This window comes from Micromonospora qiuiae (assembly GCF_016863555.1).
GTDB lineage: Bacteria > Actinomycetota > Actinomycetes > Mycobacteriales > Micromonosporaceae > Micromonospora > Micromonospora qiuiae.
Genome location: NZ_BOPC01000023.1, coordinates 1 through 20762 on the forward strand (window position 1 = coordinate 1; position 20762 = coordinate 20762).

Sequence of the window (20762 nt, forward strand, 5' to 3'; positions counted from 1 at the left end):
GTGAGCCCGAGCCAGGCGGGCGAGGTGAGGCAGCCGCGAGGCAGCGAAAACAGCAGCAACGGTCAGCAGCAGACGACGCGGGACGGCAAGACAGCCATGGCCGACACCACAGGACCGGTGGGCGACAGCACCCGACGGTGAGGCCCATCCGCGTTCACGCCGAAGAGGTCACGTGATGCAGGTGCCGTCCGGGCTCATGATCTCGTCTCTCACCAGCGGTACCAACGCCGACGAGCCGCCGTCATCCACGGTGACTGACATGCGGACCCGACCGTCGCCGTCGTCAATGGCGTAGCTGACCACGGTGTACCGCTTGCCGTCCCCGCCCACGACCAGGCGCATGTCCTTGTCGTCGAGCATTGCGCGCCACTCGTCATAGCCGTTGCGTCGCCATTGCGCCAGGCGTGCCTCGGCGAGCTGCGCTGCAGTCTCCTTGTTCAGCCCCACGCGGTCACTCTCCCACCCGGCTGGCTGTCGACAGCAACGGTGACAGCAGCGAGCCGCGACACGGACGGCCGCCAGGCGCGGACAGTCGTCGGAGGTCGCGGACGCGCATGAACCCCGCCGGACGAAGCGCCTAGAACTTACAAACGAGGGGTCGGCGGCGCCGGCGGCTATCCGGGGAGCCTGGGCTTGTGTTGCCGACCCATTAGTCTGCCTACATCCAAGCAAGCGGAGCGGGACGGCCGGGCATCCAGCATCGCCGCATACAGCGTTGCGCGCGGTATCCGGAGCACCTGTTCTCCTGGACTCCGGCAGTTGGCCATTGCCCGTACTGCACCCTCAGCGAAGAGGCGCGGTCTCGGGGGCCTCAACTCTCGGGCGATCCCTGCCCTTCGGACTGTTGCCCGGTCTCCTGAATCTTCGAGGGGCGGACCTTCCTCGCATCGGGCCGAGGTTCAGGCCGTCGCCAGGCCGTGAAACGTCGACCAGAGGTGTCCAATGGTGACGGTCGATGCCCAGCGTTTGCGCAGCTCAGGCGAGGACGGGCCACCTTTGTCCCGTTCGCCTGCCACCCGGTGACAGTTCAACGCCAAGTGGCGGCTACCGGGCTGCGAGTCGGGTGCCGGACAGATGGTGGTTGCCTTGGGTCAGCGGTCCGCTACGTTCGATCACCATGAAGGATCTGGGGCGATACTGGGGCTATCTGGCGTTCATCATCCTCGTTACGGCGTGGTGGACTCGCTCCGTGGGGCCGGTGGCGCTGCTTGTGCTGTCGCTACTGGTGACCGGCTTCTTCCTGTTTCAAGCGCCGGTCTGGTGCTGCGCCGTCAACCGGGACGGGACCCTGTGCCGGAACAACTCGGCCGGCCTTCTGCTCGGATGCAGCAAGCGGCAGCACAAGTGGCAGAAGCTCAAGATGACCGTCGTCCCGCACGCCTGGCGTCAGATGAATCGGGGGCTTTGGGCGTCGCCCAGGGAAGGGCTGACGACCCTGGGCGCGATCGTGGGGATGCTTTCGGCGATCGCGGCCACGGCGATCAGCGTTGCTGGGCAGTTTGCTGGCACGGCCTGACCAACTACGCGGCGAGCAGGTACAGGGTAGGCCCGTTGCCTCCAGAACGGATGCGCTCGGTGGCGTACAGGTCTCTGCCCGGCGCGCATCGGGCCGGCAGCGCGTGGTCAGGTTCGGCGCGGATACTGGCGGGGTGGTGGAGAAGCAGGCGACGGAGTTGACCCGGTGGACCATCCACGGTGAGCGGGTCGTGGACGACACCCGGCGGGCGCGGTTGAGCATTGCCGAGGTGGAGTTGCCGGACGGGGTTCGTTTCGAGCAGTACGTGATCCGGGCTCCCCGGTCGGCCATGGTCGCCGTACTCGACGATCAGGAGCGCCTGTTGTTGATGCGGCGGCACCGGTTCGTGTTCGACCGGTGGGTGTGGGAGCTGCCCGGCGGCTACCTCGACGACGATGAGCACCCGACGCAGTGCGCGGTACGGGAGGTCGAGGAGGAAACCGGCTGGCGGCCCCAGGGAGTCGAGTCGTTGCTGTCCTTCCAACCCTGGGTCGGCACCGCCGACGCCGAAAATCTGCTGTTCCTGGCCCGGCAGGCTGAGCACATCGGCGCACCCGTGGATGTGAACGAGGCGGAGCAGGTCGCGTGGATTCCGCTCGACGAGGCGTACGGGTTGTTGTCCCGGAGTGAGATCGTCGGTGCCGGCACAGTGATCGCAGTGCTGGAGCTGGTCGCGCGCAAGGCTCGTGGGGAGTTGTAGCGGTCAGCGTCGTGGGCCGAGGGTGGTGTCGATGCGGCCGGTGAAGTGCCGGACGGCGGGTAGCCGCCGGTGCGGGGCGAGCTGGGTTTGCAGGTCGCGGAGGTAGCGGACCGCTCTGGCGGAACGTAGCTGAGCGGTCAGGGTGAGGGCTTCCGCGCCGATGACGCAGGCTCGGTCAGGGTTGCCCTGTTGGGCGTGGACGCTGGCGAGCAGTGCGAGGTTAAAGGCTCTGCCGCGTACGTATCGGTTGTTCATGCGTAGAGATCGGGCGGCGAAGCGCTCGGCGTGGGTGTTGCGGCCGAGGGCGTGGAAGCAGTGGCCGAACTTGGCGGACAGGTATGCCTCGTCGAAGTGGCTGAGCCATTGCGGGTCGGTGCTGCGGTCGGCCCGGTCGAGGGCCTGTTCTGCCTGGTGCAGGGCGGCGGCGCAGGCCCGCTCGTCGCGGGCTTTGGCCAGGGCGTGGGCTTCCATGACGTGGGCTTCGGCGGCCAGGACGGTGATCCCGGCGCGGCGGGCGGTCTGGCCGGCGGCGCGGGCGAGGTCGAGGCCGGTGGCGGTGTGGCCGAGGTAGGTGGCCTGGTGGCTCATGGCGGCGAGGATTTCCGCGCCGAGGCCGTCGTCTGCTGCGGCGTGGGCGAAGTCCAGGGCGAGGGTGAGGTATCGCTGGGCGATGCCGTGCTCGGCGGTGTCGTACGCCTGCCATCCGGCGAGTTGGGCCAGTTCGGCGGCGGCGCTGAGCAGCCGTTGGCCGGTGACGTGGTCGTAGCGGCCGTCGGTGAGTAGCGGGGTGACCTCCTGGTGGAGGTAGCGGGCGACGGTGTCGCGGACGTGCCCGCCGCCGTACTGGTTGTCCAACTGGCGGTAGGTCGCGGTCATCGCGCGGATGGTGTCGATCTCCGGTTGACCGACGGTGTTGCGTCCGGGTTGGGTGACCGGGGCCGGCGTGGGGGCGGTGAACCAGCGCAGCGCCGGCAGGGTGTAGCCGGCGGAGCTGAAGGCCACCTGCCGGAGCACGTCTCGACGGTTCACATCACCTCGCCAAAGCTCTGCGGCACTGCGTATGTCCTCTTGCCAGGTCCGGTTGGCCGGCGGCTCGCTGGGCCGACCGGGGGTGAGCCGGCCGGTGTCGGCCGGCGCGGCCTGGCGGGGTGCCAGGCCCATCGTGATCCGCGCCTGATCGGGCATCCGGCAGCCGTCGGCGATCCGCTCCAGGACGTCGATCGAGGTGACCTTGCGTCCGGCCATGATCCGGCTGATGTAGCCCTGTTCCAGCCCGACGGCGGCCCCGATCCGGGTCTGACTCGCCCCGGTGAGGCTGGCGATCCAGCGGAACAGGCCGCCGATGTCGCGGGCGGCCAGGGCTGTCAGCACCTCGCCGTGCGACCACGCATCCTCAGGATCCGCAGCGAATCGAGTGGATCGAGCAGCACGGCGGCTCCCAGCGTCGCGTTCCGACTACTCACGGTGTTCCGCCCGACAGTCTAGGGGCGACCGTTCGCAATGGTCGAGCCGTCCCATGTCACCGTGACATGACCGCTGGACATGGAGCCGGCCCGCCGACGGACGGGAAGGTCGGCGCATGTCCTTCGATGTCGAGAACCCGCCCGTGGAGCCACCCGCCGACTGCCGGCACCGCCTGTTGTGGCGACTGGCCCGCGCCATGCGGGAAACCCACCGGCCGGACAGCAACAGCTTCTGCATGGCCAGCGGCAGTTGGCACGCGAAGCACCGCGACCTCTGTCGACTCGCCCAGCTCGCTCAGGAGGGAATGCGTACCGCCTGCGGGGAGCCCTCCACCTCGTCGCCGCCCTGGATCGCCGTCACCCGCGAGCGTCTGGCGGCCGGGGAGATCGACCCCGTGGACGCCGTCGCCGAAGTCCTCTGGCACCACCGCCACACACCCAGGACGAGGCGGTGACCGATGGGCGCTCTCTACACCTCGGCGGCCTTGCGGGAGTACGCCAGGGCGCAGGTGACCCAGGCGGACGTTTTGCTGACCAAGCACTCCGAGTCGGCCCTGAGCCTGTGCCGGTGCGGCCGGCTGCACCCCTGCGACGACCGCCGCCACTGGTTGCGGATGCGCGCCCACTACGGGCGCTTCCTCATCGACGAGTAGTACAGCAGCGAAGTACAGCATCCCGGCCCACCGAACCCGACTCGAAGCGACCCCAGCAGGCCGGATGACCTCGCATGACACCCGATCGGACCGACCTGCCGTGAGTTCACACAGAGGCTGTTGGCAGGTCAGAGGTCTGTTCGAACATAGACTGTCGTGAAAGTTGGTTCTTTGTTCCACTGGTCAGCGTCCGGACCTGGACCCGCAGCCATGGCCCTTCCGCTCATCAGCTCAAGTGGATGGAGAATCGATGCGACGTGTCCTCGTTACGCTCGTTGCCGCGGCAACCATGCTGGCCGGTGCCGCATGTGGTGCCGAGAAAGCCGCATCCCCTGGTCAGCCCGACAAGGTCAACGTCGGCGTCATCGCCATCGCGGACGTCGCACCGATCTACCTCGGCAAGGACAAGGGTTTCTTCAGCAGCCGCAACATCGACCTGACGCTGACGACGGCCCAGGGCGGCGCGGCCATCGTCCCGGCCGTCGTCGGCGGGCAGTACCAGTTCGGCTTCAGCAACACGATCTCGCTCCTGCTCGCTCAGTCGAGGAACCTGCCGCTGAAGGTGGTGTGCAATGGCAACAGCTCGACGGGAGTGGACGGCCAGGACTTCGCCGGCCTGTTCGTGAAGGCGGACAGTCCGATCCGGTCGCCGAAGGACCTGGCGGGCAAGACGGTGGCCGCCAACACGTTGAACAACATCGTCGACACCACCGTCCGGGCCTCGGTCCGGAAGGACGGCGGGGAGGCGTCGGCGGTGAAGTTCGTCGAGTTGCCGTTCCCGGACCAGGGCCCGCACTGCAGTCCGGCCGGGTCGACGCCATTTTCGTGGTCGAGCCGTTCCAGCAGGCGGCGCTCACCGCGGGGGCCCGGAAGATCGCGTCCAGCTATGTCGACGCGGCACCGGGCCTCACCGTCGCCATGTACTTCACCTCGACTGAACTGGCCAGCCGAGACCCCGACCTCGTCAAGCGGTTCAGTGAGGCGATGAAGGAGTCACTGGCGTACGCGGACAGCCACCCGGACGAGGTGCGGACGGCGCTGGGCGGCTACACCAAGATTTCGCCGGAAGTCCGGGCGACGATGATCCTGCCCAAGTGGCCGGCCGAGATCAACCGCGACTCGGTGCAGGCGCTCGCCGATCTGGCCGTGACCGACGGCCTGCTCACCACCAAGCCAGACCTCGACAAACTGCTGCCCTGACCAGGCCCGGCCCGGCGCGCGGCCACCGACCCCGACGCGGAGAGCGGCAGTCTTCGATCGGTGGGGTGAAGGGTGGGTGCAGGTGACGGCCGCTGCGGTCAGAGGCCGGCGTGCACGTCGTCGAAGATCGGCTTGAGGTCGGCGACCGTCCACCGGCGCAGTGGCAATCCGGGCTCGCCGTGATGGTCGATCAGGTATTTCCTCAGGAGGCGATTCTTGGCGGTCAGCCAGTCGAAGGTGTACGGGTAGGCAGACCACAGCGACCTGTAGTGGGTGATCAGCACCGCGGTCACCGTCTTGGGTGTCGCGGTGGGCGGGGGGTCGTAGTCCAGCAACCGCCACATCATATGGCGTACCTGGTCGGCGATGGCGTCATCGGTGCCCCAAGTGCTGGGGAAGTCCGCACCCGCGCGGCGATTCCTCTCTACCTCCCTCACGATGCCCGCGCTGTTGCCCTCCCCGTGGCCGCCGCCGACGCCTCGCTGGGCAGTGCCGGGGACATGGTTACGGATGGTGAGGATCTCGTCGATCTGAGCGCCCACGATGTCGCGGGCGGCGCTGGCGTTGGCGTTCTCCGCCGCGACCAGCGACGCCTCGGCGGCGTCGAGATAGGGGTCCAGGTACCGAGCTGATGGCGTCGTCATGCCGGGCAGTGCTCGAAGCTCTGTGAGGTAGGCGATCAGCGCGGTGGCGGCATCCTGCGGGGTGCGGCCGACCACCGCGCTTCTGATCGCGTCCTCGAACACCACGTAGGCGGTCAGATGCTGCCCCTGGCTGCCATGGAGGTTGGACGGGGGACGATTGCGCAAACCCGAGACGCCGCTGATTGTGCCCGCCGGGATGCCGCCGGCGGTGGTACTGGGCCGGATGATCAGCGTTGCCCGTTGCACCGACAGCGGGCCGGCCATCCGCTGCACGACGGCGGCGTTGCCGGCAGCGCGTTGCAGGGCAAGCAGCGCCATCTCCGACGGCCGGCCAGCGAGGCCCGCCGCTGGCAGAGCGGATCGCGTGGGTCGTCGCGCCGGCTCCGCCCGCACGGCCTCCTTGTCCTCGTAGGACATCCTCATCAGCGTCCCCTTCCCATGGACGCCCATCATCCCATCGCCGCGCGGCCGAGAGAACCGCCCCGGCGACGCCGACCCCGGCGGAACGGGACCAGATCAGGCCGGTAGCGGAGAGAATGAGCAGCCCACGGCGACCCAGACGCCGGTGGTGGCATGCCATCCCCGGGTACGCCGCACACCCCGGGCAGCCGTCCCGCACGCCCCCGGCCGGCCGTCCCGCACATCCCGGTCGTGCCGCACATCCCGGCCGGCGCGGTCCAGCGCAACCGTGCCGTCTCCCGTGTTAAAAGGGGGCCCTTCCTATGCACGAGGCGTTAATAGGGGGCCCTTCCTTACACCTTGGGGAGGCGCTCGGCGGAATGGCGGGGTCGGAACGAACGGGATACCGCCATTCCGCTGAAACGGTGTCGACAAACCACCCGGCTGATCGTGGGCAAGGGGGTGTATTGAGGACCGGAACTGACCTGAACGGCCCGTAGCGTCGACCACATGATCAACGACATCGTGCCGTTTCGTCTCGACATCCCGCAGGCCCAGCTCGACGACCTGGCGGCGCGTTTGGCCAACACCCGCTGGCCCGACGAACTGCCCGAGGTCGGCTGGAGCCGCGGCGTGCCGGTGGGCTACCTCAAGGCGCTGGCCGAGCACTGGCGTACCCGCTACGACTGGCGTACGCACGAGGCGGAACTGAACAAGCTGCCGCACCACCTCACCGAGGTCGAGGGGCAGCGACTGCACTTCCTGCACGTACGCTCGCCCGAGCCGGGTGCCACGCCGCTGCTCCTGCTGCACGGCTGGCCCGGCTCGTTCCTGGAGTTCCTGGACGCGATCGGGCCGCTGGCCGATCCACGCGCCCACGGCGCCGACCCGGCTGACGCGTTCCACCTGGTGATTCCGTCACTGCCCGGCTTCGGCTTCTCCGCCCCGCTGTCCGGGCCCGGCTGGGGCAGCGAACGGATGGCCGGAGCCCTGGTCGAGCTGATGGACCGACTCGGTTACCGGCGCTACGGCGTGCAGGGCGGGGACACGGGCTCGTTCGTCGCGCCGGCGATCGGCCGGCTGGCCCCCGAACGGGTGCTCGGCGTGCACGTCAACGCGCTGCTCACCTTCCCGACCGGCGCTCCCGGCGAACTCGACGGGCTCACCGACACCGAGCAGCAGCGGCTGGCCGCGCTGACCACCTACAACGACGGATACCTCCAGATCCAGGCGAAGTCGCCGCACACTCTCGCGTACGGGCTGCACGACTCGCCGGCCGGGCAGCTCGCCTGGATCGTGGAGGCGTTCCAGCGGATGACCGACCACCCCGCCGACGGGCACTTCGACGACGCGATCGACCGGGACCGGCTGCTGACCAACGTCACCCTGTACTGGCTGACCGGCACGGCCGGCTCAGCCGCCCAGGTCTACTTCGAGGACATCACCGCCAACGCCTGGTCTGAGGACGGCAACGCCTGGTCCGACGATGGCACCGACGCGGCGGCGGGCGACTGGGGGCAGCCGTCCACCGTGCCGACCGGTGTGCTGGTGTCCCGGTCCCGCGACGTCACCATCCGGCGCCTCGCCGAACGGGACCACCACGTCGTGCACTGGGCCGAGTACGACAGCGGTGGGCACTTCTTCGCCATGGAGCGGCCCGACCTCTTCGTCGCCGACCTGCGTACCTTCTTCGGCAAGCTGCGCTGAACCCGGTCGGGGTTACACCTGCGGCAGGCCGACGTAGTTCTCCGCCAGGCTGGTCGCGTACGACCGGGAGGTGCTCACGTACCGCAGGGTCGCCGACTGGAGCTTCGCCTCGTACGGGTCGTCGGCGTTGAGCCGGTGCAGCATGGAGGTCATCCACCAGGAGAACTGCTGGGCCCGCCACACCCGGCGCAGCGCGGTGCGGGAGTAGCCGTCCAGCAGTTCGGTGCTGCCGTCGGCGTACCAGGCGGCGAAGGCGTCACCGAGCAGCGCCACGTCGGCCAGGGCCAGGTTCATGCCCTTGGCGCCGGTCGGCGGCACGATGTGCACCGCGTCGCCGGCCAGGTAGAGCCGCTGCCACTGCATCGGCTCTACCACCAGGCTGCGCAGCGGGGTGATCCCCTTCTCCAGGATCGGGCCCTCGTTGAGCGTCCAGTTCGGCACCGTCTCCAGCCGGGTGCGCAGCTCGGCCCAGATCCGCTCGTCCGGCCAGTCGGCGATGTCCTCGTCGGCGGGCACCTGGAGATACAGCCGGGAGATCTGCGGCGACCGCATGCTGTACAGCGCGAAACCCCGCTCGTGGTGGGCGTAGATGAGCTCGTCCACCGCGGGCGGGGCGGCGGCGAGGACGCCCAGCCAGGCGAACGGGTAGGTGCGTTCGTAGGTGGTCAGCACCCCGTCGGGCACCGCCGGGCGGCTGATCCCGTGGTAGCCGTCGCAGCCGACCACGAAGTCGCAGTGCAGCTCTTCCTCCCGGCCCTGGTGCCGGAAGTGGATCACCGGCGCGGAATCCAGCCCGGAGAGGCGTTCGGCCGGCGCCTCGAACAGGATCGTCCCGCCCGCGTCGAGCCGGGCGGCGATCAGGTCCTTGACCACCTCCTGCTGCCCGTACACGGTGATCGCCCGCCCGGTCAGCTCCGTCATCGGCACCCGGTGCGATTCGCCGTCGAAGCGCAGTTCGATGCCCTCGTGCCGCATCCCCTCGCGGTCCAGGCGCGCGCCGAGGCCGGTCTCCCGCAGCAGGTCGACCGAGCCCTGTTCGAGCACACCGGCGCGCAACCGGTGCTCCACGTACTCCCGGCTGCGGCTCTCGATCACCACGGAGGAGATGCCCTGCCGGTGCAGCAGGTGCGACAGCATGAGCCCGGCCGGGCCCGCTCCGACGATGCCGACCTGGGTACGCATCCGTGCCTCCTTGACGCTCGCGATGGTGGGGGCGATCTCGTCACCCGGGGCATCAGCCTGCCCGATCGCGTCCCGCGCCGCCGCTGCCGCTTTCCACTCAGTGGAAGGCCGGCTCGGGGAGGCCATTCCCGGGCCAGCTCAGACCGGGCGGTCGCGCCCCGCCCGGTATCCGGCGGCGGCCATCGTGACGGAGGCGAGGACGAGGGCGGCCAGTGGCACCGACCAGCCGGCGGAGGCGTCGTACAGCATGCCGAAGAGGAGCGGCCCGGCGGCGCCCATCAGGTAACCGATGAACTGCACCGTCCCGGACAACCGCCGGGCCGACTGCGAGTTGCGTGCCCGCAGCACGATCAGGGCCAGCGCGAGGCCGATCCCGGCACCCTGGGCCAGCCCGGTCACGGCCGCCCACAGCAGGTACCAGGCCGGCGCGACCAGCAGCCCCGCCAGCCCGGCAGCCCACACGGCACCCACCGCGACCCCGAGCCGGCGCTGGTCGATCAGCCGGGCGGCCAGCACGGGAGTGGCCACGGCGGTGGCGATGCCGAGCAGGTTGAACAACCCGAGGGCCAAGCCGGCGTCGGCCGCGGAGACGCCGCCGTCGCGCAGGAGCGCCGGCAGCCAGGCCAGCAGCGCGTAGTAGACCAGCGACTGCGTGCCCATGATCGTGGCGAGAGCCCAGGTCACCGGCGAGGTCAGCACCGAGGGGCCGCCCGCCGGGACCGCGACTGTGGTGTGGCGGTGGCGCAGTTGCGGTGCCCAGACGACTGCGGCGACGACCGCGAGCCCGCCCACCATCAGCTGAGCGCCCTGCCAACCGAGCGCGGTCTGCGCCAGCGGCGCGGCGACCCCTGCGGCGAGCGCCGCGCCACCGGTCAGGGCCGCCGTGGTCAGTGCGGTCACCGTGCCCTGCCGGAGGGCGAAATCCTGCTTGACGACCGCCGGCACGAGCACGTTGCCGATGGTGATCGCGATGCCGATGAGCACCGTTCCGACGAGCATCCACCACATTCCGGGCACCGTGCGCACGGCGCTGCCCAGCACGATGCCGACCATCGCCGCCAGCAGCGCCGGCCGCCCGCCGATCCACCGGCCGAGCAGCGTGGCGACCGGCGCGAACAACCCGAAGCACAGCACGGGCAGCGTGGTCAGCAGTCCCGCGGTGACGTTGCTCAGGCCCAGGTCGGCCTGCACGTCCGGCAGCAGCGGGGAGAGCGCCGCGATTGCCGCCCGCAGGTTCAGCGCCAGCAGCACCACCCCGATCAGGGTGGTGGTGCCGGCGGTGTGTCGAGACCGATCGAGGAGCATGCTCAGGCGCTTGTCCGCCACACCGGGCTGGTCGAGGACTGCGCTGTCTCGGCCAGCCGGGCGGCGACCCCGTCGGCCGCCGCCCGTAGCGCCGGCACGAGCCGCTGCGGGACGGCGCCTAGGCTGTGCCCGGCGACGCCGATCGCGGCAACGACGGCCCCGTCGGCATCGCGCACCGGTACCGCGACCGAGCAGGAGCCGAGAGTCATCTCCTCGTGGGTACGCGCCCAGCCGCGCTCCCGCACGGTGGCCAACTCGCGGGCCAGCCGACCCGGCTCGGTCACGGTGTACGCCGTGCAGCGCCGCAACGGTCGGCGCAGGTGGGCGGCGATGACCTCCGGCGGGGCGAACGCCAGCAGCGCCTTGCCGACGCCGGTGGCGTGCAGCGGCAGCCGTCCCCCGGCCCGGGAGATGGTCGGCACCGACCGGTGCCCGGTGACCTTCTCCACGTACAGCGCCTCGTCGCCGTCCCAGACCGCCAGGTGCACGTTCTCCCGCACGGTGGTGTAGAGCTCCTGAAGGTAGGGCAGGGCCACCTCGCGCAGCCGGGTGTGCAGCGGCGAGAGCAGCCCGGCCTCCCACAGCCGTACGCCGATGGTGTATCTGCCGTCGGCGGCGCGGGCCAGCGCCCGGCCGGTCACCAGTTCGGCGACCAGCCGGTGCGTGGTGGCCAGCGGCAGCCCGCTGCGCCGGGCGATGTCGCTGAGCGTCAACGCCGGGTGGGCCGCGTCGAACGCGCCCAGCACGGCCAACACCCGCGACGTCACCGATGCGCCGGGGGACCGGCTTCCGCCCGCCACGGCAGCTCCCTTCCTCGTCCCGAACCTGGTGATCTTGTGCCGGCAGTCTCTCAGAACGGGTAGCGGGTGATGTCGCCCTGTACCGTCAGCCACTGCGTCTCGGTGAACGCCTCCACGTTCGCCGCCGCACCGCCGAAGCGGGAACCGGTGCCGGAGGCGCCGACACCACCGAACGGGGCGACCGCCTCGTCGCTGACGGTCTGGTCGTTGATGTGCACGATGCCGCTGGGAATGCGCTCGGCCAGCGCCATCGCCTTCATCACGTCGCGGCTGAGGATGCCCAGCGACAGCCCGTACTCGCTGGCACTGGCGAGCGCCGCCGCCTCGTCCAGGTCGGTGAAGGTGAGCACCGGGGCGACCGGGCCGAAGACCTCCTGCGCGTACGCCGGGGTGGCCGGGGTGACGTCGGCGAGCACGGTCGGCCGGTAGAACAGCCCTTCGTAGGTGCCGCCGGCGGCCAGCCGGGCGCCCGCGTCCACGCTTGCCGTGACCAGCGAGTGAATCCTGTCGCGCTGCGCCTCGTCGATGATCGGCCCGAGCGCCACCTGCTCCTTGGCAGGGTCGCCGACCGGCAGGTGGTCGGCCTTGGCGGCCAGTTCGGCGACGTACCGCTCGGCGATGCTCTCGTGGACCAGGTGCCGGCCGGTGGTCATGCAGATCTGCCCCTGGTGCAGGAAGGAGCCCCATGCGCCGGCCGAGACGGCGAGGTCCAGGTCGACGTCGTCGAGCACCACCAGGGCGGAGTTGCCGCCCAACTCCAGGTGGGCCCGCTTCAGGTGCCGGGCGGCGGCCTCGCCGACCTTGCGGCCCGCCGCGCTCGAGCCGGTGAAGCTGATCACCCGTACGTGCGGGTCGGCGACCAGCGCCTCGCCGGTGGCCACGCCGCCCGGCAGCACGTGCAGCAGGCCCTCGGGCAGCCCCGCCTCCTCGAAGACCCGGGCGATGGCCAGCCCGCCGCAGACCGCGGTGCGCAGGTCCGGCTTGAGCACCACCGCGTTGCCCAGCGCCAGCGCCGGGGCGACCGAGCGGATCGCCAGGATCAGCGGGAAGTTGAACGGTGCGATGACCCCCACCACGCCGACCGGCAGCCGGCGGGCCAGGCTGAGCCGGGGCTGAGCGCTCGGGATGATCTCGCCGAGCGGGTGCGAGGCGAGCGCCGCGGCCTCGTAGCACTCCTGCGCGGCGGTGGTGGTCTCCACGCCGCCCTTCGGCGGGATCGACCCGGCCTCACGGACGATCCAGTCACCGACCTCGGCGGCGTGCTGCTCCCACAACGCGCCGGCCCGGCGCAGCACGGCGGCCCGCTCGGTGTAGCTGGTGGCGGCCCAGGCCCGCTGCGCGGCGGCGGCCCGGGCGCAGGCCCGCGCCACGTCGCTGGCGTTGGCCACGCCGACCAGGCCGATCTCCTCGCCGGTGGCGGGCGAGCGCACGGCGGCGGTGCCGCCGGCCGCCTGGACCCAGCCGTCGCTGTACAGCTTGCCGTGCCAGGTTCCGGTATCGAGCAGGGACATCAGATTCCTCCAGGGGTGAGGGGTGTCGGACTGCGGTGCGTCTTCGCCCGCTGGATCTGCGCGAAGACGTGCCCACGAAGCTCGGCGAAGCGGTCCGTCATGGGACCCGGGTGTGGTGGGGGACGGGCCCTTCCCGGAAACAATACAGTTCACGGCGCGTTGACGGATGCTGCTGTCGAGCATTATGTTCGAGATAAGTACGTGAGTCCGCATGCCGAACACGCGTCGCGGACGACGAATCGCAGGAGGCGAGAAGCTCATGGCGAAGCTCGTCTCGTTGGCCGAGGGTGTCGCGGAACTGGTCCGCGACGGGGACACAGTGGCGCTGGAAGGCTTCACCCACCTCATCCCGTTCGCCGCCGGCCACGAGATCATCCGACAGCAACGGCGCGACCTGACCCTGGTCCGGATGACGCCCGACGTCATCTACGACCAGCTCATCGGCGCCGGCTGCGCACGTCGGCTGGTCTTCTCCTGGGGCGGCAACCCCGGCGTCGGCTCGCTGCACCGTTTCCGGGACGCCGTGCAGAATTCCTGGCCGGTTCCGCTGGAGCTGGAGGAACACAGCCACGCGGGAATGGCCAACCGCTACGTCGCCGGCGCTTCCGGCCTGCCGTTCGCCGTGCTGCGCGGCTACACCGGCACCGACCTGCCCCGGCACACCACCAACATCCGCCCCATCGAATGCCCGTTCACCGGGGAGACGCTGACCGCCGTTCCGGCCCTGCGGCCCGACGTGACCGTGGTGCACGCCCAGCGGGCCGACCGCGCCGGCAACGTGCAGATGTGGGGCATCACCGGGGTGCAGAAGGAGGCCGTGCTGGCCGCGCACCGGTCGCTGGTGACCGTCGAGGAGATCGTCGACGAGCTCGAACCCGTCCCCGGACAGGTCGTGCTGCCCGGCTGGGCGGTCACTGCGGTGGCGGCGGTGCCCGACGGATCCCATCCCTCGTACACCCAGGGCTACTCCGTGCGGGACAACGACTTCTATCGGGCCTGGGACGCGATCAGCCGCGACCGCGACACCTTCGTCGACTGGATCGAGCGGCACGTGCGCAAGGCGGAGGTGCAGGCATGACGGATTACACCGCCGACGAGATGATGACCGTCGCCGCCGCCCGGCAACTGCGCGACGGCACCGCCTGCTTCGTCGGGATCGGGTTGCCCAGCACCGCGGCCAACCTGGCCCGCGCCACCCACGCCCCCAACCTCGTGCTGATCTACGAGTCGGGCTGTCTCGGAGCCAAGCCCGACCGGCTGCCGCTCTCCATCGGCGACGGCGTCCTCGCCGACACCGCCGACGCGGTGGTCTCCGTGCCCGAGGTGTTCAACTACTGGCTCCAGCCCGGCCGCATCGACGTGGGCTTCCTCGGCGCCGCGCAGCTCGACCGGTACGGCAACATCAACACCACCGTCATCGGTGGCGACTACACCGACCCGAAGGTACGCCTGCCCGGCGCCGGCGGGGCCCCGGAGATCGCCGCCTCCTGCCGCGAGGTGGTGGTCGTCGTCCGGCAGGGCCTGCGGACCTTCACCGAACGCGTCGATTTCGTCACCTCGGTCGGCTTCGGCGCCGGGCCGGGTGACCGGGAGCGGTTGGGCCTGCGCGGCGGCGGACCCCGTACGGTCATCACCGACCTCGGCGTCCTCGAAGCGGATCCGGCCACCTGCGAACTCACCCTCACCCGGCTGCATCCCGGCGTCACCGTCGAGCAGGCCCGCGCGGCCACCGGATGGCCGCTCGCCGTCGCCGACGAGCTGGCCACCGGCGAACCGCCCACCGCCGACGAACTCGCCGTGCTGCGCGCCCTGGAAGCCACCAAGAAGGCGGCGGCATGAGCGAGCGGCAGCGAGCGAATCATCAGCTCAGTGCGGTGGTGCCTCATGGCGGCCCGCAGCGGAGCGGAGGGCGGGCATGAGCGAGGTTTACGTGCTCGACGCCGTGCGTACCCCGATCGGCCGCTACGGCGGCGGCCTGGCCGGTGTACGCCCCGACGACCTCGCCGCGCACGTGGTCCGCGAGATCGTCGCCCGCAATCCCGGGCTCGACCCGGCCCGCATCGACGACGTGCTGCTCGGCGACGCCAACGGTGCCGGCGAGGACAACCGGGACGTGGCCCGGATGGCAGTGCTGCTGGCCGGCCTGCCGCCGTCGGTGCCCGGCGTCACCGTCAACCGGCTCTGCGGCTCCGGGCTGGAGGCCGTGATCGGCGCGTCCCGGGCCATCGCCCTCGGCGACGCCTCGATCTGCCTCGCCGGGGGAGTGGAGTCGATGAGCCGGGCCCCGTGGGTGCTCGCCAAGCCCGAGCAGGGCTATCCGCGCGCGCACGAGACACTGCACTCCACCACGCTGGGCTGGCGCCTGGTCAACCCGCGGATGCCCGAGCAGTGGACGGTGCCGCTCGGTGAGGGCGCCGAGATCCTCGCCGAGCGACACGGGATCGGCCGCGACGCCCAGGACGAGTTCGCGCTGCGCAGCCACCAGCTCGCCGACCGGGCCTGGCGCGACGGTGTGTACGCCGACGAGGTGGTGCCGGTGCCCGACACCGACGTCGAGCGGGACGAGAGCATCCGGCCGACCACCACGCTCGAGGCGCTGGGCCGGCTCAAGCCGGTCTTCCGGCCCGACGGCACGGTCACCGCCGGCAACTCCTCGCCGCTCAACGACGGGGCGAGTCTCCTGCTGCTCGCCGACGCCGCCGGCGCGGAGGCGATCGGCCGGGCACCGCTGGCCCGGATCGTCTCCCGGGCGGTCACCGCGATCGAACCGCACCTGTTCGGCATCGGCCCGGTGGCCGCCGCCGAGGAGGCGCTGCGCCGCGCCGGCATCGGCTGGGGCGACCTCGACGTCGTCGAACTCAACGAGGCCTTCGCCGCGCAGTCCCTGGCCTGCCTGGCACACTGGCCGGAACTCGATCCGAAGATCGTGAACCCGCAGGGCGGCGCCATCGCCCTCGGGCACCCGCTCGGCTCCTCCGGATCGCGCATACTCGGGTCGCTGGCCTGGCAGCTGCACCGCCGTGGCGGTGGGCGCGGCCTCGCGGCGATCTGCATCGGGGTCGGCCAGGGCCTGGCCGTCGTACTGGAAGCCTGACGGGAGCGAAACCCATGACCCAGGACACCACCACCGGCAAGCTGGTGCTGCCGGGCTACCGGCGCGACGACGTCGAGGCCCACCCGCCGCTGCTCAGCCCCGGCTACAAGTCCACCGTGAGCCGCGCCCCGCGACAGCCGCTGACCTACCTGCCGCAGCGGCTCACCGAGATCACCGGCCCGCTGCTCGGTGCCGGACGGCTCGGCGAACTCGACCACGACCTGACCCGCCAGCACGACGGGGAGCCGCTCGGCCAGCGGATCATCGTGCACGGCCGGGTGCTCGACGGCGACGGCCGCGCCGTGCCGCACACCCTGGTGGAAATCTGGCAGGCCAACGCCGCCGGCCGCTACCGGCACACCCTGGACAACTGGCCCGCCCCGCTGGACCCGAACTTCACCGGCATCGGGCGGGCGTTGACCGACGCCCAGGGGCGCTACGAGTTCGTCACGGTGCAGCCCGGCGCCTACCCGTGGCGCAACCACGACAACGCGTGGCGGCCCGCACACATCCACTTCTCGCTGTTCGGCCGGGCCTTCACCCAACGGCTGGTGACCCAGATGTACTTCCCGGGCGACCCGCTGTTCTCCCAGGACCCGATCTTCAACTCGGTCCGCGACGAGCAGGCGCGCCAGCGCATGGTCGCCCGCTACGACCACGCCACCACCCGGCCCGAGTGGGCGCTGGCCTACGAGTTCGACATCGTGTTGCGCGGCCGGGACGCCACCCCCTTCGAGGACGAGGACGACGATGAGTGAGCGCCTGGGCCTCACGCCCGCCCAGACCGTCGGGCCGTACCTGCACATCGGCCTGCATTGGCCCGACGGCCCGTACGTGGTGCCGGAGGGCACGCCCGGGGCGTGCTGGATCCGCGGCCGGATCATCGACGGCACCGGCGCGCCGGTGGTCGACGCGCTGGTGGAGAGCTGGCAGGCCGACCCGGACGGGCGCTTCGACCACCCCGACGACCCGCGTGGCGCTCGACCCTCGACGGTGCCCGGTTTCCGCGGCTTCGGCCGCTGCGAAACCGACGCGCAGGGCCAGTACGCGCTGCTCACCGTCAAGCCGGGGGCACTGCCCACCCCTGAGGGGGAGACCGAGGCGCCGCACCTGGCCCTGTCGGTCTTCGCCCGTGGCCTGCTGCACCGCCTGGTCACCCGGGTCTACTTCCCCGACGAGGCGGGCAACGTCACCGACCCGGTGCTCCGTGGCGTCGACCCCGCTCGCCGTGGCACGCTGCTGGCGAGTCCGGCGCCGGACGGGTACCGCTTCGACATCTGCCTGCAGGGAGAGCATGAAACCGTCTTCTTCGCGGTCTGAGGCGCTGCTGCGCGGCCTGTCCGGCGCGGCCGACGTGGACGCCGAACTCGACGACCGTGCTCTGCTGCAGGCGATGCTGGACACCGAGGCCGCGCTGGCCCGGGCCGCCGCCGACGCCGGTCTGCTGCCCGCGTCGGTCGCCGACGAGATCGCCGAGCACTGCCACGCCGATCGGTACGACCCGGCGGCGCTCGGCGCCGCGTCCGACGCCGCCGGCAACCCCGTCGTCCCGCTGGTGCGGGAGTTGACCGCCGCGGTCGCCGAACCGGCCCGGCCCTGGGTGCACCACGGGGCCACCAGCCAGGACGTCCTCGACAGCGCCCTGTCGCTGGTGGTCCTCCGGGCCGCCGGCCCGCTGCTGCGCCACGTCGAGGCCGCCGCGGACGCCGCCGCCGAGCTGGCCCGGACCCACCGCGACACCCTCATGGTCGCCCGCACCCTCGGCCAGCAGGCCGCCCCGACCACCTTCGGTCTCAAGGCGGCCGGCTGGCTGCTCGGCCTGCAGCAGGCACGGACCAGGTTGGCGCGGGCCCGCGACACCCTGCCCGCTCAGCTCGGCGGGGCGGTGGGCACCCTGGCCGGGTACGGGTCAGCCGGCCCGGAGGTGGTCGAACGCTTCGCCGCCCACCTCGGCCTGGCGGCGAGCCCGCTGCCCTGGCACACCCGCCGCCAGCCGGTGCTCGACCTCGCCGCGGCGCTCGGCGGGCTGGTCGCCGCCACCGGCAAGGTCGCGCTCGACGTCGGCCTGCTCGCCCAGACCGAGGTCGGCGAAGTCAGTGAGGGCGGGGAGGGGCGCGGCGGCTCCTCGGCCATGCCGCACAAACGCAACCCGGTCGACTCCGTCCTGGTCACCGCCGCGGCCCGGCGCGCCCCCGGGCTCGTCGGCACCCTGTTCGCCGCCGCCGGGCAGGAACACGAACGCGCCACCGGCGGCTGGCACGCCGAATGGGAACCCCTGCTCGAACTGCTGCACCTGGCCGGCGGGGCCGCCGCCCGCACCGCCCGGATGCTGGCTGGCCTGCGCGTACACCCGGGCCGGATGCGGGCCAACCTCGACGCCAGCGGCGGCCTGCTGCTCGCCGAGGCCGTCGCCGCCCGGCTGGCGCCGGCACTGGGCCGGGCCGCCGCCCACGACCTGGTCAAGCGCGCCGCCGCCCGGCCCGGTTTCCGGGACGCCCTGCTCGCCGATGCCGACGTCCGGGCCCACCTGTCCGCCGCCGACGTCGACGCGGCGCTGGACCCGGCCGGCTGGCTCGGCTCCGCCGGCCACCTGGTCGACCGCGCTCTCGACCTGCACCGGGACGGCACGCGGTGACGGCCCGGCTGCACGCCACCGTCGACGGCCCGCCGCAGGCGCCGGTGCTGGTGCTGGGCAGTTCCCTGGGCACCACCGGCGCGATGTGGCAGCCGCAGCTCGCGGCGCTGGCCGCCCGGTTCCGCGTCGTGCGGTTCGACCACCTCGGGCATGGCGGGTCGAGCGCCCCGACCGGGCCGTACACGATCGACCTGCTCGGCCGGAAGGTGCTGCAACTGCTCGACGAACTGGACATCGGACGGGCACACTACGCCGGACTCTCCCTCGGCGGCATGGTCGGCATGTGGCTGGCCGCGCAGGCACCCGAGCGGATCGACCGGCTCGCCCTGCTGTGCACCTCGGCCTGCCTCGGCCCGGCCGACGGCTGGCGGGCCCGGGCGGCCACCGTCCGCGCCGGCCGGCTGGACACCATCGCCGATGCCGTGGTCGAACGCTGGTTCACCCCTGCCTTCGCCGCTGCCCGGCCCGACACGGTCGCGGCCTACCGGGCCATGCTGACCTCCACCCCGCCGGCCGGGTACGCCGGCTGCTGCGAGGCCATCGCCGGCATGGACCTGCGCGCCGATCTGGCGGCGGTACGCGCCCCGACCCTGGTGATCGGCGCCGCCGACGACCCCGCCACCCCACCGGAGCAGGCCGCCGACATCGCCCGGCGGATCCGGTCCGCGCGGCTGGTCGTGCTGGACGACGCCGCGCACCTGGCCAACGTCGAGCAGCCCGAGGCCGTGGCCCGCCTGCTGGCCGCCCACTTCGACCCGGAAGGCGGGGTGACCCCGTGACCGACCAACAGCGACACGACGCCGGGATGACGGTCCGCCGGCAGGTGCTCGGCGACGCACACGTCGACCGGGCCGTCGCCGGCACCGACGAGTTCACCGCCGACTTCCAGGACCTCATCACCCGGTACGCCTGGGGGGAGATCTGGACCCGCGAGGGCCTGGACCGGCGTACCCGCAGCTGCATCACCCTCGCCGTGCTGGCCACCCTGCACCACGACGAGGAGCTGGCGATGCACGTGCGGGCCGCCCGGCGCAACGGGCTCACCTCCGCCGAGATCGGTGAGGTCCTGCTCCAGGTGGCCGTCTACGCTGGCGTACCGGCAGCCAACCGGGCCTTCAAGGTGGCCCAGGAGACCCTGCGGCAGGAGACCGAGTGACCGACGCGGCGCGACCCGGTGAGTTCGTCCAGTCGCTGGAACGCGGCCTGGCCGTGATCCGTGCCTTCGACGCCGAACGTCCCCAGCTCACTCTCAGCGAGGTGGCCCGGGTCACCGGGCTGACCCGGGCCGCCGCCCGCCGATTCCTGCTCACCCTGGTCGAGCTGGGTTACGTGCACACCGACGGGCGGCTGTTCTCGCTGCGTCCTCGCATCCTCGACCTCGGCTACGCCTACCTGTCCAGCCTGAGCCTGCCCGAGGTCGCCCAGCCGCACATGGAGGCGCTGGTCGCGCAGGTGCACGAGTCCTGCTCGGTGTCGGTGCTCGACGGCGACGAGGTGGTCTACGTCGCCCGCGTACCCACCAAGCGGATCATGACCGTGGGGATCAGCGTCGGCACCCGGTTCCCCGCGTACGCGACGTCGATGGGCCGGGTGCTGCTCGCCGCGCGGCCCGCTGACTGGCTGGACGACTACCTCGCCACGGCACAACTGCGCCCGTTGACCCGGCGCACCGTCACCGACGCGGCCAAGCTGCGCGCCATCCTGACGAAGATCGCCGCCCAGGGGTACGCCATCGTCGACCAGGAACTCGAGGAGGGGCTGCGTTCGCTGGCCGCACCGATCCACGGTGACGACGGGTCCGTCATCGCCGCGGTCAACGTCTCGGCGCACGCCAGCCGCGGCTCCTTCGAGGCGATCCGCAAGGAGCTGCTGCCTCCGCTGCTGGCCGCCGCAAAGCGCATCGAGGAGGACCTGGGCGCCGGCGCCCGCCGCTGAGTCGCCTGCGGCGATCCG

The 20762-nt window shown here is 71.7% G+C and carries 21 protein-coding genes and 2 pseudogenes; 16 read left to right on the forward strand and 7 right to left on the reverse strand.

The features are described 5' to 3' along the window. Window positions 1-168: 168 nt before the first annotated feature. Window positions 169-496: pseudogene (locus tag Vqi01_RS08750) on the reverse strand (hypothetical protein). A gap of 621 nt (window positions 497-1117) precedes the next feature. Between Vqi01_RS08750 and Vqi01_RS08755 the strand changes: the two are divergent. After that, entirely contained in the window at window positions 1118-1516 is a 399-nt protein-coding gene (locus tag Vqi01_RS08755) for a hypothetical protein (protein WP_204034144.1), read from the forward strand. A 133-nt stretch (window positions 1517-1649) separates the two neighbouring features. Next, entirely contained in the window at window positions 1650-2216 is a 567-nt protein-coding gene (locus tag Vqi01_RS08760; RefSeq protein WP_204034145.1) for an NUDIX hydrolase, read from the forward strand. 3 nt (window positions 2217-2219) lie between these two features. Here the strand turns inward: Vqi01_RS08760 and Vqi01_RS08765 are convergent, their stop codons facing one another. Next, window positions 2220-3587, reverse strand: coding sequence for a helix-turn-helix domain-containing protein (locus Vqi01_RS08765; RefSeq protein WP_204034146.1), 1368 nt, complete (start codon window positions 3585-3587; stop codon window positions 2220-2222). 208 nt (window positions 3588-3795) lie between these two features. Here Vqi01_RS08765 and Vqi01_RS08770 point away from each other — a divergent pair, with 208 nt between their 5' ends. From Vqi01_RS08770 to Vqi01_RS31835, 4 genes and pseudogenes are all read left to right on the forward strand, one after another. Continuing rightward, window positions 3796-4134, forward strand: coding sequence for a hypothetical protein (locus Vqi01_RS08770; protein ID WP_204034147.1), 339 nt, complete (start codon window positions 3796-3798; stop codon window positions 4132-4134). A gap of 3 nt (window positions 4135-4137) precedes the next feature. Continuing rightward, entirely contained in the window at window positions 4138-4332 is a 195-nt protein-coding gene (locus Vqi01_RS08775; RefSeq protein WP_204034148.1) for a hypothetical protein, read from the forward strand. Window positions 4333-4621: 289 nt separating this feature from the next. Beyond that, a pseudogene (locus Vqi01_RS31250) lies at window positions 4622-5050 on the forward strand (ABC transporter substrate-binding protein); the annotation flags it as partial. Between the two features lie 107 nt (window positions 5051-5157). Then, on the forward strand, window positions 5158-5532 hold the full coding sequence (locus Vqi01_RS31835) for an ABC transporter substrate-binding protein (protein ID WP_504740162.1): 375 nt from the start codon (window positions 5158-5160) through the stop codon (window positions 5530-5532). A gap of 98 nt (window positions 5533-5630) precedes the next feature. Here Vqi01_RS31835 and Vqi01_RS08785 read toward each other — a convergent pair whose 3' ends face one another. Further along, window positions 5631-6599, reverse strand: a complete 969-nt coding sequence (locus Vqi01_RS08785; protein ID WP_204034149.1) for a hypothetical protein — start codon at window positions 6597-6599, stop codon at window positions 5631-5633. 498 nt (window positions 6600-7097) lie between these two features. Between Vqi01_RS08785 and Vqi01_RS08790 the strand changes: the two genes are divergently transcribed. After that, on the forward strand, window positions 7098-8282 hold the full coding sequence (locus tag Vqi01_RS08790; RefSeq protein ID WP_204034279.1) for an epoxide hydrolase family protein: 1185 nt from the start codon (window positions 7098-7100) through the stop codon (window positions 8280-8282). Between the two features lie 12 nt (window positions 8283-8294). Here Vqi01_RS08790 and Vqi01_RS08795 read toward each other — a convergent pair whose 3' ends face one another. The 4 genes from Vqi01_RS08795 to Vqi01_RS08810 all read right to left on the reverse strand — a co-directional run bounded on the left by Vqi01_RS08795 (window position 8295) and on the right by Vqi01_RS08810 (window position 13080). Further along, window positions 8295-9464, reverse strand: coding sequence for a 4-hydroxybenzoate 3-monooxygenase (locus Vqi01_RS08795; RefSeq protein WP_204034150.1), 1170 nt, complete (start codon window positions 9462-9464; stop codon window positions 8295-8297). A gap of 138 nt (window positions 9465-9602) precedes the next feature. Continuing rightward, entirely contained in the window at window positions 9603-10790 is a 1188-nt protein-coding gene (locus Vqi01_RS08800) for an MFS transporter (protein ID WP_204034151.1), read from the reverse strand. Beyond that, window positions 10772-11569 carry an IclR family transcriptional regulator gene (locus Vqi01_RS08805; protein ID WP_204034152.1) on the reverse strand — a complete coding sequence of 266 codons (798 nt, stop codon included), beginning with the start codon at window positions 11567-11569 and terminating at the stop codon, window positions 10772-10774. The genes Vqi01_RS08800 and Vqi01_RS08805 overlap by 19 nt, the downstream gene beginning before the upstream one ends. A 50-nt stretch (window positions 11570-11619) precedes the next feature. After that, complete coding sequence (locus Vqi01_RS08810) at window positions 11620-13080, reverse strand: benzaldehyde dehydrogenase (RefSeq protein ID WP_204034153.1); 1461 nt, start codon at window positions 13078-13080, stop codon at window positions 11620-11622. A 259-nt stretch (window positions 13081-13339) separates the two neighbouring features. Between Vqi01_RS08810 and Vqi01_RS08815 the strand changes: the two genes are divergently transcribed. The 9 genes from Vqi01_RS08815 to Vqi01_RS08855 all read left to right on the forward strand — a co-directional run bounded on the left by Vqi01_RS08815 (window position 13340) and on the right by Vqi01_RS08855 (window position 20744). Continuing rightward, window positions 13340-14158, forward strand: coding sequence for a CoA transferase subunit A (locus tag Vqi01_RS08815; RefSeq protein ID WP_204034154.1), 819 nt, complete (start codon window positions 13340-13342; stop codon window positions 14156-14158). Beyond that, window positions 14155-14919 carry a CoA-transferase subunit beta gene (locus Vqi01_RS08820; protein ID WP_204034155.1) on the forward strand — a complete coding sequence of 255 codons (765 nt, stop codon included), beginning with the start codon at window positions 14155-14157 and terminating at the stop codon, window positions 14917-14919. Before Vqi01_RS08815 ends, Vqi01_RS08820 begins: the two co-directional genes overlap by 4 nt. A gap of 76 nt (window positions 14920-14995) precedes the next feature. After that, window positions 14996-16174 (forward strand): thiolase family protein, encoded by a 1179-nt coding sequence (locus Vqi01_RS08825; RefSeq protein ID WP_204034156.1) that lies wholly within the window; start codon window positions 14996-14998, stop codon window positions 16172-16174. 14 nt (window positions 16175-16188) lie between these two features. Beyond that, the gene (gene pcaH, locus Vqi01_RS08830; RefSeq protein WP_204034157.1) at window positions 16189-16932 is read left to right on the forward strand and encodes a protocatechuate 3,4-dioxygenase subunit beta; all 744 of its coding nucleotides are present in this window, start codon (window positions 16189-16191) and stop codon (window positions 16930-16932) included. Further along, window positions 16925-17494 (forward strand): protocatechuate 3,4-dioxygenase subunit alpha, encoded by a 570-nt coding sequence (gene pcaG, locus Vqi01_RS08835; protein WP_204034158.1) that lies wholly within the window; start codon window positions 16925-16927, stop codon window positions 17492-17494. Before pcaH ends, pcaG begins: the two co-directional genes overlap by 8 nt. Further along, window positions 17469-18809 (forward strand): 3-carboxy-cis,cis-muconate cycloisomerase, encoded by a 1341-nt coding sequence (gene pcaB, locus Vqi01_RS08840; protein ID WP_204034160.1) that lies wholly within the window; start codon window positions 17469-17471, stop codon window positions 18807-18809. The genes pcaG and pcaB overlap by 26 nt, the downstream gene beginning before the upstream one ends. Continuing rightward, entirely contained in the window at window positions 18806-19588 is a 783-nt protein-coding gene (pcaD, locus tag Vqi01_RS08845; RefSeq protein WP_239098267.1) for a 3-oxoadipate enol-lactonase, read from the forward strand. Before pcaB ends, pcaD begins: the two co-directional genes overlap by 4 nt. Further along, window positions 19585-19965, forward strand: a complete 381-nt coding sequence (gene pcaC / locus Vqi01_RS08850) for a 4-carboxymuconolactone decarboxylase (protein WP_204034161.1) — start codon at window positions 19585-19587, stop codon at window positions 19963-19965. The genes pcaD and pcaC overlap by 4 nt, the downstream gene beginning before the upstream one ends. Continuing rightward, window positions 19962-20744 (forward strand): IclR family transcriptional regulator, encoded by a 783-nt coding sequence (locus Vqi01_RS08855; RefSeq protein ID WP_204034162.1) that lies wholly within the window; start codon window positions 19962-19964, stop codon window positions 20742-20744. Before pcaC ends, Vqi01_RS08855 begins: the two co-directional genes overlap by 4 nt. Window positions 20745-20762: the final 18 nt, after the last annotated feature.